The 14,063-nt window shown below is 55.3% G+C and carries 16 protein-coding genes; 6 read left to right on the top strand and 10 right to left on the bottom strand.

What is annotated here, in order from left to right:
- Positions 1-151 precede the first annotated feature (151 nt).
- On the bottom strand, positions 152-895 hold the full coding sequence (locus ACFIOZ_RS12705; protein WP_386078211.1) for a class I SAM-dependent DNA methyltransferase: 744 nt from the start codon (positions 893-895) through the stop codon (positions 152-154).
- Positions 896-1,044: 149 nt separating this feature from the next.
- Here ACFIOZ_RS12705 and ACFIOZ_RS12700 point away from each other — a divergent pair, with 149 nt between their 5' ends.
- The 4 genes from ACFIOZ_RS12700 to ACFIOZ_RS12685 all read left to right on the top strand — a co-directional run bounded on the left by ACFIOZ_RS12700 (position 1,045) and on the right by ACFIOZ_RS12685 (position 4,212).
- Positions 1,045-1,452, top strand: a complete 408-nt coding sequence (locus ACFIOZ_RS12700) for a DUF4019 domain-containing protein (protein WP_386078208.1) — start codon at positions 1,045-1,047, stop codon at positions 1,450-1,452.
- 206 nt (positions 1,453-1,658) lie between these two features.
- The gene (locus tag ACFIOZ_RS12695) at positions 1,659-3,017 is read left to right on the top strand and encodes an NfeD family protein (protein WP_386078206.1); all 1,359 of its coding nucleotides are present in this window, start codon (positions 1,659-1,661) and stop codon (positions 3,015-3,017) included.
- 53 nt (positions 3,018-3,070) lie between these two features.
- A complete protein-coding gene (locus ACFIOZ_RS12690; protein WP_386078203.1) occupies positions 3,071-3,859 on the top strand; it encodes a slipin family protein in 789 nt (262 codons plus the stop codon).
- A 35-nt stretch (positions 3,860-3,894) separates the two neighbouring features.
- The gene (locus tag ACFIOZ_RS12685) at positions 3,895-4,212 is read left to right on the top strand and encodes an antibiotic biosynthesis monooxygenase family protein (RefSeq protein WP_386078201.1); all 318 of its coding nucleotides are present in this window, start codon (positions 3,895-3,897) and stop codon (positions 4,210-4,212) included.
- A gap of 24 nt (positions 4,213-4,236) precedes the next feature.
- On the opposite strand, the gene ACFIOZ_RS12680 is transcribed toward ACFIOZ_RS12685, so the two are convergent.
- Together ACFIOZ_RS12680 and ACFIOZ_RS12675 are read right to left on the bottom strand one after the other, a co-directional pair.
- Entirely contained in the window at positions 4,237-4,839 is a 603-nt protein-coding gene (locus tag ACFIOZ_RS12680; RefSeq protein WP_386078198.1) for a YqaA family protein, read from the bottom strand.
- 8 nt (positions 4,840-4,847) lie between these two features.
- Positions 4,848-5,666: a DUF1206 domain-containing protein gene (locus ACFIOZ_RS12675; protein ID WP_386078195.1), complete on the bottom strand. Its 819-nt coding sequence runs from the start codon at positions 5,664-5,666 to the stop codon at positions 4,848-4,850.
- Between the two features lie 256 nt (positions 5,667-5,922).
- Here ACFIOZ_RS12675 and ACFIOZ_RS12670 point away from each other — a divergent pair, with 256 nt between their 5' ends.
- Positions 5,923-6,717 carry a helix-turn-helix domain-containing protein gene (locus ACFIOZ_RS12670; protein ID WP_386078192.1) on the top strand — a complete coding sequence of 265 codons (795 nt, stop codon included), beginning with the start codon at positions 5,923-5,925 and terminating at the stop codon, positions 6,715-6,717.
- A gap of 27 nt (positions 6,718-6,744) precedes the next feature.
- Here ACFIOZ_RS12670 and ACFIOZ_RS12665 read toward each other — a convergent pair whose 3' ends face one another.
- Positions 6,745-7,353: a LysE family translocator gene (locus tag ACFIOZ_RS12665; RefSeq protein ID WP_386078189.1), complete on the bottom strand. Its 609-nt coding sequence runs from the start codon at positions 7,351-7,353 to the stop codon at positions 6,745-6,747.
- Between the two features lie 97 nt (positions 7,354-7,450).
- Positions 7,451-8,371, bottom strand: a complete 921-nt coding sequence (locus tag ACFIOZ_RS12660) for a glutaminase (protein WP_386078186.1) — start codon at positions 8,369-8,371, stop codon at positions 7,451-7,453.
- 155 nt (positions 8,372-8,526) lie between these two features.
- On the opposite strand from ACFIOZ_RS12660, the gene ACFIOZ_RS12655 reads away from it, so the two are divergent.
- The gene (locus ACFIOZ_RS12655; RefSeq protein WP_386078183.1) at positions 8,527-9,384 is read left to right on the top strand and encodes a bifunctional transcriptional activator/DNA repair enzyme AdaA; all 858 of its coding nucleotides are present in this window, start codon (positions 8,527-8,529) and stop codon (positions 9,382-9,384) included.
- Here the strand turns inward: ACFIOZ_RS12655 and ACFIOZ_RS12650 are convergent.
- Genes ACFIOZ_RS12650 through ACFIOZ_RS12630 form a run of 5 tightly spaced genes read right to left on the bottom strand, consistent with a single transcriptional unit; the run spans position 9,381 to position 14,046 of the window.
- Complete coding sequence (locus tag ACFIOZ_RS12650) at positions 9,381-10,247, bottom strand: phosphodiesterase (RefSeq protein WP_386078180.1); 867 nt, start codon at positions 10,245-10,247, stop codon at positions 9,381-9,383. The two genes, ACFIOZ_RS12655 and ACFIOZ_RS12650, sit on opposite strands and share 4 nt — an antisense overlap.
- On the bottom strand, positions 10,240-11,322 hold the full coding sequence (locus tag ACFIOZ_RS12645; protein WP_386078177.1) for an ABC transporter ATP-binding protein: 1,083 nt from the start codon (positions 11,320-11,322) through the stop codon (positions 10,240-10,242). The genes ACFIOZ_RS12650 and ACFIOZ_RS12645 overlap by 8 nt, the downstream gene beginning before the upstream one ends.
- A gap of 23 nt (positions 11,323-11,345) precedes the next feature.
- Positions 11,346-12,134 carry an ABC transporter permease gene (locus ACFIOZ_RS12640; protein ID WP_386078175.1) on the bottom strand — a complete coding sequence of 263 codons (789 nt, stop codon included), beginning with the start codon at positions 12,132-12,134 and terminating at the stop codon, positions 11,346-11,348.
- Positions 12,131-13,027, bottom strand: a complete 897-nt coding sequence (locus ACFIOZ_RS12635; RefSeq protein WP_386078173.1) for an ABC transporter permease — start codon at positions 13,025-13,027, stop codon at positions 12,131-12,133. Before ACFIOZ_RS12635 ends, ACFIOZ_RS12640 begins: the two co-directional genes overlap by 4 nt.
- 2 nt (positions 13,028-13,029) lie before the next feature.
- Positions 13,030-14,046 (bottom strand): ABC transporter substrate-binding protein, encoded by a 1,017-nt coding sequence (locus tag ACFIOZ_RS12630; RefSeq protein ID WP_386078171.1) that lies wholly within the window; start codon positions 14,044-14,046, stop codon positions 13,030-13,032.
- Positions 14,047-14,063: the final 17 nt, after the last annotated feature.

The following is a 14,063-nucleotide window of genomic DNA, read 5'->3' as shown; positions in this document are numbered from 1 at the left end:
TCTCATTGTGTTGAAGTGAGGCTACAGATTAGCTTTTCCACATTCAGCCAACGATGCGTTGGCCGGTCACAAAGGGGGCAATTTCGGCCATGTATGGCCAATGTGCTCGTACGTACAGCACGGCAGGGTGATTCGCAGATACAAGCAGGGTTTATTTCTTCACACAGACAAAAATAGCGTTTCCTGAGGTGTTATCCCATGGAATGATTTTTTCATAGTTGTGCTCAAACAGATGAACCTCGAAGTCAGGTTCTAAAAGCGTCACTAACTCTACAAAGCTGACCGCCACCATAGGGTGCTCATCGTTCCACACCTGCGTTCCATCAGCGTCCGTCTTTTCAATACTAAGCCTGAGAGACTGTTTTTCACCCTGCCCGCTATAGTGCCATCCCGAGCGGAACGTGAATAAATCACTTCCCTGTTTGGCACTATGTTTAACGAATAGAGCGTTATCAATTTTCTCTTTATCGACAGCGTTAAAACAGAAAATACCGCCAGAATTGAGTGCGCGGTGCACACTGGCAATGCACATTTTTAACCCTTCAATACCAGCGTTGTAGTGGATTGAGTATAAAAAGCAGGTAATTAGGTCGAGGGACGCGCTCACTTCGAAGCTGCCCATGTTTTGCAAGGTGAACTGGGCTTCCGGGCACCGTATGGCAGCGATATCCAGCATCGGTTGGTTGATATCCAGCCCGCCACTGGCATAGCCGAAATCAATGAAATGGCGCACGTGGGGGCCGGTACCACAGGCTAAATCCAAGTGTGCAGTTTCGCCGTTACCGAAAATCTGCTGCAGCCTATGAATGGCGTTGCTTTGCGCTGGGTAGTCGATATCTACACACATTAAATCGTAGTAGCCAGAGAGGTCGGTATAGAGTGCGTTGAAGGACATGTTCGCCTAATGGTGGGAGCTAAAGAGGGTAGGGGCGCATAGTAAACGAAATACCGCTCGTGACCCTAAAGAACCCCTGGCGATGACCGATATATATCTAAGATCATCGAGACTTATCTGCTCGATCCTAGATGCCAAGAGTACCCGCCATGCCGAAAATGCTGTCCTTACTATTCGTCCCCTTGCTCCTGATGCTATCCACGCAAGCCCTCTCTCATAAAGATGATGCAGAGGCGGCGGCGTTGGCGTGGCTAGAAGCCATTGATAGTGGGCAGTATGAGCAGGCCTGGGAAGCGTCATCTCCACTACTAAAAAAGCCGCTTTCTCCACATATGTTGGAGCGGACGATTGGTGCCGCGCGGCGTGATTTTGGCGCTGTCCAGTCGCGCCGACGAGTAAGCGTCGTCCGCCAAACCTCTATGCCAGGGGCGCCAAGAGGCGACTACGCGGTTTTGACATTTCAAACACAATTTGAAAACAGGCCGCAGATTACCGAAACCATCACCCCTCATTTTGAGGAGGGAGCGTGGAAAGTTAGCGGTTATTATCTGAATTAACCGACTGCTCGAAAATAGTGTAATCATCATCGCTGGCTTTCAGAATCGCCACCTTGGTTCAGGCCTTTATTTATCCTTGAACCCTGCCATCACGTTGTTCATGACGAAGCTCGATGTGGGTGCTACGTTGAGTAGATAGCCTTGTGTATGTAGCTATGGTTAGGCGCCATACGGCACGTTAAGGCGTTGAACACGAGGAGCGGGTAATGCAATCCCTTTCTCTTAAATCGCACTGGCTCTGGTTAATGGTGGCCGGTTTGCTAATGGCTGCCATGTCGTTTACGTGGCAGGCCATGGCGCAAAGTGCGGCTCCCAGTGCTCTGGTGCTTAACATTGAAGGCGCCATAGGCCCAGCGACCAAGGACTACTTTTCGCGGGGGCTGGATAAGGCTCGCGAGCAGGGTAGTGAGGTGGTGATCGTCGAGCTCGATACCCCAGGCGGGTTAGTCGACACCACCCGCGACATGATTCGCGAGATGCTCAATGCTGATATCCCCGTGGTGATGTACGTTTCCCCCAGCGGTGCGCGAGCGGCAAGCGCGGGCACTTATCTACTTTATGGCAGCCACGTGGCTGCCATGGCGCCCTCTACCAATCTCGGCTCGGCCACGCCGGTACAAATGGGCGGCGGGTTGCCCGGCAGCGATGACGGCGAAGAAGATAATTCGGCTGAGGAGTCGAATGGCGAGGGCAGCGCCATGGAACGCAAGGTGATGGAAGATGCGGTGAGCTTTATCCGCAGCTTGGCGGAACGCCATAATCGCGATGCCGATTGGGCTGAAGAGGCTGTTCGCAATGCGGCCAACCTCACTGCCAGTGAGGCGCTGGAACAGAGCGTCATTGATGTGGTGGCACGCGACCTCACCGATCTACTTGAGCAGATGGACGGCATGAGTGTGGTCATGGAAAGCGGCGAAGCCACCCTCGATACCGCCGGACTCACCATTGAGCGCTTCGATCCTGATTGGCGCACCCAGGTGCTATCGCTGATCACAAATCCCAACATAGCCTTTTTCTTGATGATCATCGGCTTTTACGGGCTGGTTTTCGAGCTGGCCAGTCCCGGCAGCCTGTTCCCCGGCACCATTGGCGTGATTTGCCTGCTGCTCGCCCTGTTTGCATTTCAGGTGCTGCCGATTAACTACGCCGGGCTTGCGCTGATGGTGGTTGGGTTGGCGTTGATGGTGGGCGAGGCTTTTATGCCTAGCTTCGGTGTGCTGGGGGTTGGCGGCATCATTGCTTTTGTACTTGGGTCGGTAATGCTGATGGACGCGGAGCATCTTGCCATTTCGCTACCGCTCATCGGGGGTGTGGCATTGGTGTCTGGGGGGCTAATGCTATGGACGTTAACACGCTTTGCAACGCTGCGCCGTCGTCCGGCACACACTGGCGCGGAGCAGTTAATCGGCGCAGACGCGGTTGCGCTAGAGGATTTTGAGGCCAGCGGCCATGTAAGGCTGCATGGCGAGCGCTGGAACGCAGTGAGCGATGCGCCAGTCAAACGAGGTGAAAAGCTTGTGGTGATGGGTATTGAAGGCTTGACGGTATATGTGAAGACCCGGTAATGCTCGCCGCCCACTTTCTTACATAACCGACCCACTGCTAAATGAGGTGTCCAATGATTATTTCGTACTTAGTGCCTATCGTGCTGGTGGTGATGTTGATTGCTGCCTCTATCCGCATACTGCCAGAATATAAACGCGGCGTAGTGTTCTTTCTTGGTCGTTACCAGACAGTGAAAGGGCCTGGGTTAGTCATTGTGATTCCCGCCATTCAGAAGATGGAGGTGGTTGATCTACGTGTGATCACCATGGATGTACCGGAACAGGACGTGATCTCTCAGGATAACGTCACCGTTAAAGTGAATGCGGTGCTTTATTTCCGCGTCGTCGATCCAGAAAAGGCGATCATTCAAGTCGAGAATTTTACCCAGGCGACGAGTCAACTGGCCCAGACCACTTTGCGTTCTGTGTTGGGTAAGCATGATTTGGATGAGATGCTTTCCGAGCGCGATAAGCTCAACGACGATATTCAGGAAATTATCGATACCCAAACCGAAGCGTGGGGTATCAAGGTCGCCAATGTTGAAATCAAGCATGTAGACTTGGATGAGAGCATGATCCGCGCCATCGCCCGCCAGGCCGAGGCGGAACGTGAGCGCCGCGCTAAGGTGATTCACGCAGAAGGGGAGCTTCAGGCTTCCAAAAAGCTGGTCGAGGCCGCTAACGTAATGCAGGAAAACTCGGCTGCACTGCAGCTCCGCTATCTGCAAACCATGAGTGATATGAGCAACAAGAACGCTTCGACGATTGTTTTCCCATTACCGATGGATATCATGGAGGCCTTTAGGGATATGAAGGCTAAGCATGTCTCGCCGGCGCAAAACGCCGATAAACCTGACGAGTGACACTGGCGAAAGCTTTTAACCAACCTGGATAACCAATGCCGCTGATTGCCGACACCCCCGAACCCCCTTACTACGCGGTTATTTTTACCTCTCTGCGCACAGAGGTCGATGATGGCTATGACGAGATGGCGGCAAAAATGGTTGAGCTTGCAGCCCAGCAGCCGGGTTTTTTGGGCGTGGAGTCCGCCAGGAATGAAGTGGGGGTGACGGTTTCCTACTGGGCAGATTTGGCATCTATTAAAGCCTGGAAAGCCCATGCTGAGCATCAAGAGGCGCAGCGGTTGGGCCACCAACAGTGGTACCAGCACTTCAAAACGCGTATTGCCAAGGTCGAGAGGGATTACGCTATTTAAGCAATGAGTTCCCGGTGCAGTTGCTTACACTAACAGCCCTGCCAGTGCCTGCAGCCCCAGTGCTACCGCCAGTACAGCGACCCCTGCTACCAAACTGGTTACCAATGCATGGCGTTTCCACAACACCAGCACGTCATGACCAAAGCGGTGAACCAGCCAAGCCAGACCGAAATAGCGTAAGCCGCGGGCGATGAGCGCCGCCAGGGCGAAAAGCAGTATGGGGTAGCCAGACAGCCCGGCAGTAATCATCGCCACCTGAAAAGGGATAGGCAATATGCCTATGGCCAGAATCGCAGCAAAACCGTACTGGTCGAAGAAGCTCTGGAATGCCTGATAGCTCTGCTCCATACCCATAAATTCGATAAACCAGGTGCCAACGGATTGGTAAAGCACCATGCCCACGCCATAGCCGATGAGTGACGCCACTAAGCAGCCCAGCGTGGTGGCCGTGGCAATTGCCCAGATACGCTGCTTGTTAACGGCCATTAGCGGTATCAATACCAGCTCGATGGGAATGGGCAGAACAATGGTCTCCAGAAAAGAGAGAGTTCCGAGTAGCCACAGCATGTTCTTGGAGCCGTTAATGCGCTCGAACCACTGTTTAGTTCGCTTTGATGTTAGGGCCATGATGGGGATTACATCTCGGGATTAATGCGGCGGTAAATAGCCGCTAGCACACTATAGAGACCGAATGCGAATAGCCCTAAAGCAACAAACGCAAGCAACCACTGACCGAAGGGCTGGCTCCGCAGGGTGCTAAACACTTCTCCCATTCCGCCTGCTTCATTGGGATTGATTTGATAAGCGGCGATGATGAAAAAGCTACCCACAAGCACAAATACCAGACCACGAATCACTAAGCCGAAACGGCAGATAGGATAGGCCCATTGTTGCGTTTGTGATGGCATAGCGAAGTGTTTGTCAAATTTGGCTTTGTAGCCTTTAAGCGCATGGGCAATGCCTACGCCAATCATGATGAGGCCAACCCCGCCTACCAGCCAGCGCCCGAAAGGCTGCTGCATCAGCCACCCCGCCACACCTTGGGAACCGCCACCGGAATCACCAGAAGAGCCCGCAAATTGAAAGATGAGCGTTGCGGCAAAAAATGCCAACAGCGTGTGGGTAATGGCGCTCGCCAATAAGCCCGTACGAATTGCCAAGCCTTTGGCGTCATTGCCATGATGGTCAGTGTCTTTGACCGCTTGGATAGTCCGCCACATGGCATAACCCACCAAGCCAACGGCTATGAGGCCAAGCAGCACGTTACCAAAGGGGGCGGTGAGTACGCGCTCTAAAGCGCCCCGGCTACCTTCTGTCTGGCCGCCTTGCCCGAAGGCAGCCAGCGCAGCAAGGCCCCCCACTAATACATACACAATACCGCGAGAGGCGTAACCCATGCGGGCGAAAAGGGTAATCGCATCACGGTGATCGGGGTTTTTCATACTGTCGGCCATGGTGTCCTCCTGACGTATTTGGCGTTGCATATCCTATGCAATCTAGTTCATATAGTGCTTATCAGCGGCCCATACTGAGCTTGTGCTGTGCTATTGTCCAGGCTAAGCCAAGTAACAGGGCTAATTGCCGTTTTCACTACGTTAATACTGAGGGCAGAGCATGAGTGTATATCCACCACTTACAGACTCTTCAAGTGCACTGTCTTCAAATGCACTGTCTTCAAGTACGGGGTCGTCACCTATCTTCTGGCGAGATATGAGCATGCCCTATGTGGAACTGCGCAAGATTAGTGATGCGCGACAGGTCTGCTATGCACCGCACAGCCATACACATTGGTCGCTAGGAGCTGTGACCTCGGGTCGAAGCACCTTTGGCTATCGTGACGCGACGTATCAGATTAGTGCGGGTGACATTGTTATGATGAACCCCCACTGGGTGCATGCCTGTAACCCCATAGAGAATCAGCCCTGGGCGTACCTAATGCTCTACGTCGATACCGCGTGGCTGAGTGAGTTGCGCTATCAATTGGGCCTGCTGGATGCGCCTAACTGGCAAGACATTGCCACCGCCGTTGTAACTCAACCAGCGCTTTATGCCGGTTACTGCAATATGGCGGCTTGCTTGCTGGATGAACAATGCAGTATTGACGATAAGCAGACGGCGCTACTTGAGTACTTGTCTACCATGATGCAAGTGCTTGCTCAAGAGCCCCCCGCGGCATTGCCCTCGGCGCCCAGTGTGCTAGATCACGTTGCGGCCTATTTGCGTGCTAATTGTGCCGCGGATATCTCACTTGAACGCTTATGTGAGCTTTCGGGCTATAGCGCTGGGCATCTGATTCGCGCCTTCAAACAGCATTTCGGGCTAACGCCCCATGCTTACCTGATTAACCAGCGCATCCAGCGGGGCCAGCAGGCGCTAAAGCAAGGGCAGCCGATTGTTGAGGCAGCTTTGAGCGCTGGCTTTAATGACCAGCCCCACTTTCAGCGAACGTTTAAGCGGCTGGTGGCCGCAACACCCAACCAGTATCGCTACCCGCTCCTCAAATAACACACGTACTCAAAACAACAAGCGCACTTAAAACAACAGAAACAGTGCGCTAGCGGCCAGGCAAATAGCCAATAGGCGGTTAATCGTTAGCAGGATGATGGGGCGATGAACATAGCGTTTGAGAAAAGCGCCTGCCACGACCCAAGCGGAGAGCGATAGCCAGCAAATAGGCAGATAGAGGGCGGCGAATAGCCATAGCAGGTAAGGCTCGTTACCGCTGGTGTAAGCGCCAATGCCAGCGGCAGACGCCAGCCATGCTTTGGGGTTAAGCCACTGCATCATAGCGCCTGTCCAAAACCCCGGCGCGTTATCGGCACCTCGTTCCTGCACCCGACCATCGTGCTGAAACAGTTGATAGCTAAGGTAGATTAAAAAAACAATGCCTGCCCAGCGTAAAAGCGCTTCCAACAGCGGCGCCACACTCAGCAGTGAGTAAAGCCCAATGCCGATGGCTAAAAACAGCACCACAAACCCCAACGTGGCGCCGGTGACAAAAATAAGCCCTCTAGCGATGGGGTAATGCGTGCCGCTACTCAAGCAAACAATGTTGACCGGCCCTGGCGAAATGGACGCGGCCAGTGCAAATGCAGACATGGGCAGAAGTGTTGGCAGCAGTAGGGTAGCGCTCATTGTCATCCTCCTTGGTAGTGCAAGAAGTTTGCAATGAAGACCGCAGGTGGTATTGAACAAAATTGATGTGGCTACTTAAGCTACGGCCTTTCAATCTTCGCTTTTAATGCCCAAACACCGACCAGCCGGTGCGCTGCACAAACATTTCAAGCGCCTGGGTACCCAGTAAACTATTGCCGTAGGCGTCCAACCCCGGCGACCAAACGGCAATAGCGCCATGGCCTGGCGCAATTGCCAGAATACCGCCACCCACGCCGCTTTTGCCGGGGAGTCCGACCCGGAAGGCGAACTCCCCCGAGGCATCGTAGTGCCCACACATCATCATTAATGAGTTGATCCGGCGGGCCCGCTGGGGCGCTACCACACGAATGCCGCTGGGTTTATTGATGCCATCGGAAGCCAAAAAAAGCCCGGCGTGAGCAAGCTGCTCGCAGCTCATGGCAATGGCGCACTGGTGGAAATAGGTGCCCAGCACTTTATCGACATCATGGCGTAGATGCCCAAAGGCTTTCATGAAATGTGCCAGTGAGGCGTTGCGGTCGCGGTGGGCCATCTCCGAGGCGGCCACTTTGTGGTCGAAATAAATGCTGTCGTCATCGGCGATATAGCGCACAAAGCTGAGAATCTCGCCCAGGGTCTCTTTGGGTTCGTGGCCCATCATGATGGCATCGACTACAGCAATGGCTCCGGCATTGATAAACGGGTTACGCGGCTTGCCGCTTTCATGCTCTAGCTGAACGATGGAGTTGAACGGATCACCCGAAGGTTCGCGGCCCACTTTCTGCCACAGCGAATCACCCACTTGCCCCAGTGCTATGGTCAGCGTAAACACCTTGGAGATACTCTGGATGGAGAAGGGCGTGGTTGCACAGCCTGCTGAGTACACGTTGCCATCCACGGTGGCCAGGGAAATGGCAAACTGCTGCGGGTCAATGTGGCCAAGCTCGGGGATATAGTCGGCGACCTTGCCACGCTGTTCGGCATTCGCCATGGTGGCCGCAATGTCATTGATCAAGTCTTGCATGGGCGTATCGTGTACCGTCAGTGGAGGCGGGGCATTACCCTAGCGGAAAAGTCTGGAGCTGTCTGCTATCGCCATTAGCAAGATTCGGGTCGGCAACTCGCTTGTGAGCACTTAGGCTGATGGTTAAATAAGTACGAAGGCACAGAGACAACACAATGAACGACTATGCGCGTATCGAAAAAACTATGGCTTATATGGTGGCCCACGCAGCGGAGCAACCCAACCTGGAAACGGTGGCCGCGCAGGTTCATTTAAGCGCCTTTCATTTCCAGCGGCTATTTTGTCGTTACGCGGGTATCAGCCCCAAACGCTTTTTGCAAGCGCTGACGTTAGAGCGCAGTAAGCAACTGATTCAGGCATCGACCTCACTGCTGGATATTGCCCATACGCTGGGGCTTAGCGGCGGTTCACGGCTTTACGATCACTTCGTGCAGCTAGAGGCTGTCACGCCGGGGGAGTATAAGCGACAGGGTGAAGGCGTGGAGATCGCCTATGGGGTTCATGAAACGCCTCTAGGTAGCATGTTTGTGGCGGTAACCCCCCGGGGTATCTGCCGCATGGGTTTTGTCGATGCGACGAATTCTGAGGAGTTACTGGCACGGCTTGCCAAAGAGTGGCCACTTTCCACGCTTCATCACGATCCTGACGCCACGCGCTTTGCAGTGGCGGGGCTGTTCAACAGGTCAGGCGATGCTTCTGCCGCTTTGTCGCTGCATGTGACCGGCACCAACTTTCAAATCGCCGTATGGCGGGCACTGCTGACCATTCCCGAAGGCCAACTGGCCAGCTATTCGCACATTGCACAGGCATTGGGCACCCCCAAGTCGTCGCGGGCGGTGGGCAATGCGGTGGGCGCTAACCCCATCGCGCTATGGATTCCCTGCCACCGGGTGATTCAACAAAGCGGTGCCCTCGGTGGTTATCGCTGGGGGTTAGAGAAAAAGCAGATGGTGCAAGCCTGGGAGTTGGCAAAGGTTGACAACGAATCGCTCTCTCCCATGGCCGCATCTTAATCAATTAACCCACTGGCATCATAAAACGGGAAAGGGCCGGGGTAGGGGTCTATAAACCCTTGGTGAGTCACCACGCCATTAGCCGCCGACCACTGGTGCAACAGGTAACCAGGGGGCTCAAGCTGGAAGTGGGCGGGGCCGTCTGGGGTGAGATCCAGGCTGACCTGGTGGGAAACCCCGGGACAGCTGATCGCCAGAGTGTTGGCAAAGCGGGTTTGTATCGAGCGGTGCAGATGCCCGCAGAGCACGCGCTCGACCTGGGTATGTTTGCCAATAACGTTGGCTAGCGCCTCTGGTCGCATAAGCGGCTGGCGATCCATATGGCTGATGCCACTCACAAAAGGGTGGTGGTGCACCAAGACTAGCGTCGGTTTATCGGGCTGCTCCGCCAGCGTTTTATCCAGCCACTGCAGGCTCTCATCACATAGCTCCCCGTGGGGTCTGTCCGGCACCGATGAGTCGAGCCCCACTAAGCGCACCGGGTAATCATCCACCACCCACTGCAAGTAGTCGCTGTGTTGAAACAGGTAGCGGTGTTCCGGAAAGGCGGCGCGCAAGTGCTGGCGGTCATCGTGATTGCCAGGGATCAAGTACACAGGCAGCGTCAGGTCAGCCAGGATTTGCTTAAAGGTGGCGTACTCGTCGGGGTGCCCAAAATCAACCAGGTCACCGCTAATCAGCACCAGGTCGGGCCGCGGCGCTAGCTGATTGAGCTTGCTGATCGCTTGGCGCAGCGCATTGGCGGTATCCACCTGACGGTAAGAAAGTTTTCCGCCCACCTTGATATGCGGGTCGCTAATCTGGGCGATAAGGCATTGCTGGGCGTGAGGGGCTTGCTGAATGTTTAAACCTTGATCAGCCATTGGCCATCTCCTTGGCATTAACAGGGGCAGTGGGCTTGTCTGGGTGAAAAAGCATGCGGGAGGGGAGTGCCAAACCAATCGCGGTACCGTTTGGCCAGCGCTGGCGGGAGGGTGCCTCAATCTGGAGTGGTGAGGCTTCGCCAGTATCGACCATCAGGCGCTGGGTTTGGCCCAGGAAAATGCTTTGCACTACCGTGCCTCTTACATCGGCTTGGTCAAGCGGCACTACCTGAATATCTTCTGGCCTGCAGTAGATGGTGGGTACGCCCTGCAAGTGAGAGGCAGAGAGCTCACCGCCATGTACCATCAACCTTCCCTCTTCTCGGCTGCCGATTACGTCCAGGCAGTTAACCGCGCCAATAAAATCGGCCACAAAAGCATTGGCTGGATGGTGGTAAATCTCTTGAGGTGTGCCTAACTGGGCAATACGTCCGGCTTGCATTACCGCAATGCGGTCACCCAGGGCCATTGCCTCGTCTTGATCGTGGGTGACGTACACGGCGGTGGTGCCAAGCTCGCGCAGCAACTGGCCAATCTCGATGCGCAAGCGGTCGCGCAGTTTGGCGTCAAGAGCTGCCAAAGGCTCGTCAAACAGCAGTACCTTGGGGCGCACGGCGATTGCGCGGGCGAGGGCGACGCGCTGCTTTTGCCCGCCAGAGAGGGCGTCGATACGCCGATCGCCAAAGCCTTGCAAGTCGACCATGTTCATGACTTCGTCAAGTCTTTGGGTAATTTCTCCCCTTGTTAAACGCTGTATTTTAAGGCCGTAGGCAATGTTGTCGGCGACATTCATGTTGGGAAAAAGCGCATAGTTTTGAAACACCATTCCCACGTCGCGCTTCTCAATCGGCAGGGCAGTGACATCGCGCTCGCCAAACAGCACTTGCCCACCTTTGTCGGGGCTTTCCAGACCGCTGATAATACGCAGAGTGGTGGTTTTGCCGCAGCCGGAAGGGCCTAGCAGTACCAGAGTTTCGCCGGGGTGAACCTGCAGATCCAGCGGCTGTAGCGCCGTGTTGCCGCCAGCGAAGGTGCGGCTGCATTGGTTTAGGGTAATGCTGACAGATGAACTCATAACGGATTCTCAAATAATAGAACTTAGCGGCGCTGCTCGGTGAGTCGACCTGCCCACTGAATTGCCACCAGCAAGGGCACCACCATCACTAGAAATATCAGCGTGTAAGCCGAGCCCACTTCAAGGCGCATCGAGGCGTAGCTGTCGGCTAGCCCAACCGGCAGCGTTTTGGTCAAGGGGGTATGCAGCATCCAGGTGATGTTGAATTCACCAATGGATAAGGTGATGACCATCAGCGCGCCCGCCAGAATGCCGCTCATGCAATTGGGGATGATGACCCCGAAAAAGCGTTGCCGGAAGCTGGCGCCCAGGCTGGCGGCGGCTTCTTCAAGTTGCGGAAGCTTGGCGGTTTGCATCACGGAGAGCACCGCGCGCACCATAAAGGGCAAGGTAAACAGCACGTGGCCGACAAGAATAAACAGCCAACTACCGCGAAATTCCCGATAGCTGCCATAGGCAAGTAGTAGGGCAAGTGCGGTGGCCAGCCCAGGCACAGCAACTGGTAACAGCAGCAGCTCTTCAATAGCATTGGCCCAGCGGCGGCGGCTGCGCAGTAGACCGTAGGCGGCGGGGACGCCGATCAGAATAGTGATCAGTAGGCAGGCGAGCGCCAGTTTAATGGAGAGCCAGATGGTATCGGCGTAGAGGTGCCACACTTCATCGACCCAGCGCAGGGTCAGCCCGCTTTCAAGGCCGACAAAGTAATTCTCGGTTAGTCCCGCCATCACCGACATGGCCACGGGCACGATCATAAATAAGCACACCAGCAGGGTGAAACTGAGTTGCAGAACAAAGCGTAGGCGCGATTTCATGCGGCAGCTCCCAGATTGCCGCCTGCCAGCCTGCGGGCAAGGCTTAACGCCATCCAGGTGATCACACCCAGTACCACCGAAAGCGCAGCCGCCATGGCGAAGTTAGCATAGTTGGTAAATTCGCCGTAGATATTGAGTGGCAGGATGCTTAGCCGCGTGCCCAGGGTAAACGCCGTTCCAAAGGCGCCCATGCTGGTCGCAAAGCAGATGGCACCGGTTGAGAGCAGTGCGGGCGCAATGCCGGGCACGATAACGTCTTTGGTGACCTGCCAGGTGTTAGCCCCTAACGAGCGGGCGGCTTCTTCAAGGCTTTGATCCAGGTTGTCACAGGCGGCCATTACCGTGGTGATCACACGAGGAATGGAGAAGTAGAGGTAGCCAATAAAGAGCCCGGCCAGCGAGTAGGCGAACATCCAGCGCTCGCCAAATAGCCATAGACTGGTTTGCGCCAGGGCACCCTGGCGGCCGCCCAGCATAATGACCAGAAAGCCCACCACTACGCCTGGAAAGGCCAGCGGAAAGGTGAGGATAGCCACGAGTATGGACTTGCCAAAAAAACGCTGCCGGGCGAGAAAAAAACCGGCAACACCGGCAATGGCCACCGCTACCAGTGACACTACCAGCGAGAGACCCACGGTGGTTGCTAGACTGATTAAGTACTGACGATGGGTAAGTATGGTCAGGTAAGCACTAATACCGCTGCTTGGATCAGCCTCTGCACCCATCATGATCAGACGCGAAAAAGGCAGTAACCAAAAGGCGCAGAAAATGACCAGCGCAGGCAGTAGGGTGAACAGCACGATCAGGCGTTTACGCTGGGCTGGCCCTGCCATCGCAGGCGATCGACTGAGGTAAGAAGCAGCCCCGGAGGGCTGCTTGGCTGCCGCTGTCATGATTAACGCACCTCCGAAAGATACCGCTCGGAGAAGCTTCGCTGGGCAGCCGCCATGGCGTTATAGTCGAGTGCTTCGGCGCGGGCGTAATCGCTATCGGGAAGGAATACTTCACGTGCCTCTGCGGAGATAGCACTTGCGCGCACCGGGCGCAGGTAAGCGTCTGCCCATACCGCTTGGCCTTGATCAGAGAGCACAAAATCAAGTACCTGCTGGCCGTTCTCGGGGTTAGGGCCATCTTTTACCAGGCTCATAACGTAAGGCACCACCACGCTGCCTTCCTCGGGAATCACGAACTCCACGTTGGCACCATCGCTGTGGCGAGCCCGGTAAGCGTTGAAGTCGTAATCGAGCAGAATCGGGATCTCGCCGGAAAGCACCCGTGCATAACTGGTCTGCTTGGGCACGATGGGGGCGTTTTCGGCGAGCTGGTTGAAGTAGTCGATTGCAGGGGTGAAGTCGTTTAGATCGCCCCCCATGGCTTGGTTGACCGCCACGGCACCGACGTAGCCGACAAAGGCGCTGGCGGGGTCAAGGTAGCCTACCATGCCGCGATACTCGGGCTTGAGCAGGTCTTCCCAGGAGGTGGGCACCGGGGCGCCATCCAGGGCATCGACGTTGACCATAAAACCGAGGGTGCCGGAGTGAATGGCAAACCAGTTGCCTTCGGGGTCTTTCAGGCCTTCGGGGATCTCCTCCCAGTGGGCAGGCTGATAGGGCGTTACCACATCCTCTTCCATGGCCTGAATGCCGAAGGTCACCCCGTAGTAAACGACATCGGCTACCGGGCTATCCGCTTCGGCGACCAGTTGCGCTAATGACTGGCCGGAGTTTTTGTTGTCTTGTGGCACGCGAATGCCGGTCTCCTGCTCAATCAAACGCAGCTGCGTACCCCAGTCAGCCCACTCTGGCGGGCAGTTGTAGCAGATCGCGTTGTCGCTTGATTGCGCCAAAACACTTCCCGATGTGCTGATTACTGCCGTGGCCAATACTGCTTGGTAAAGACACTTCAGGTTCATGCTGTGCTCCTCTCTAA

It is taken from the genome of Vreelandella sp. F11 (genome assembly GCF_042466685.1).
Taxonomy (GTDB): domain Bacteria; phylum Pseudomonadota; class Gammaproteobacteria; order Pseudomonadales; family Halomonadaceae; genus Vreelandella.
Note: the sequence above shows the minus strand (reverse complement) of the source record. Positions and strands in the feature narration are given on the sequence as shown.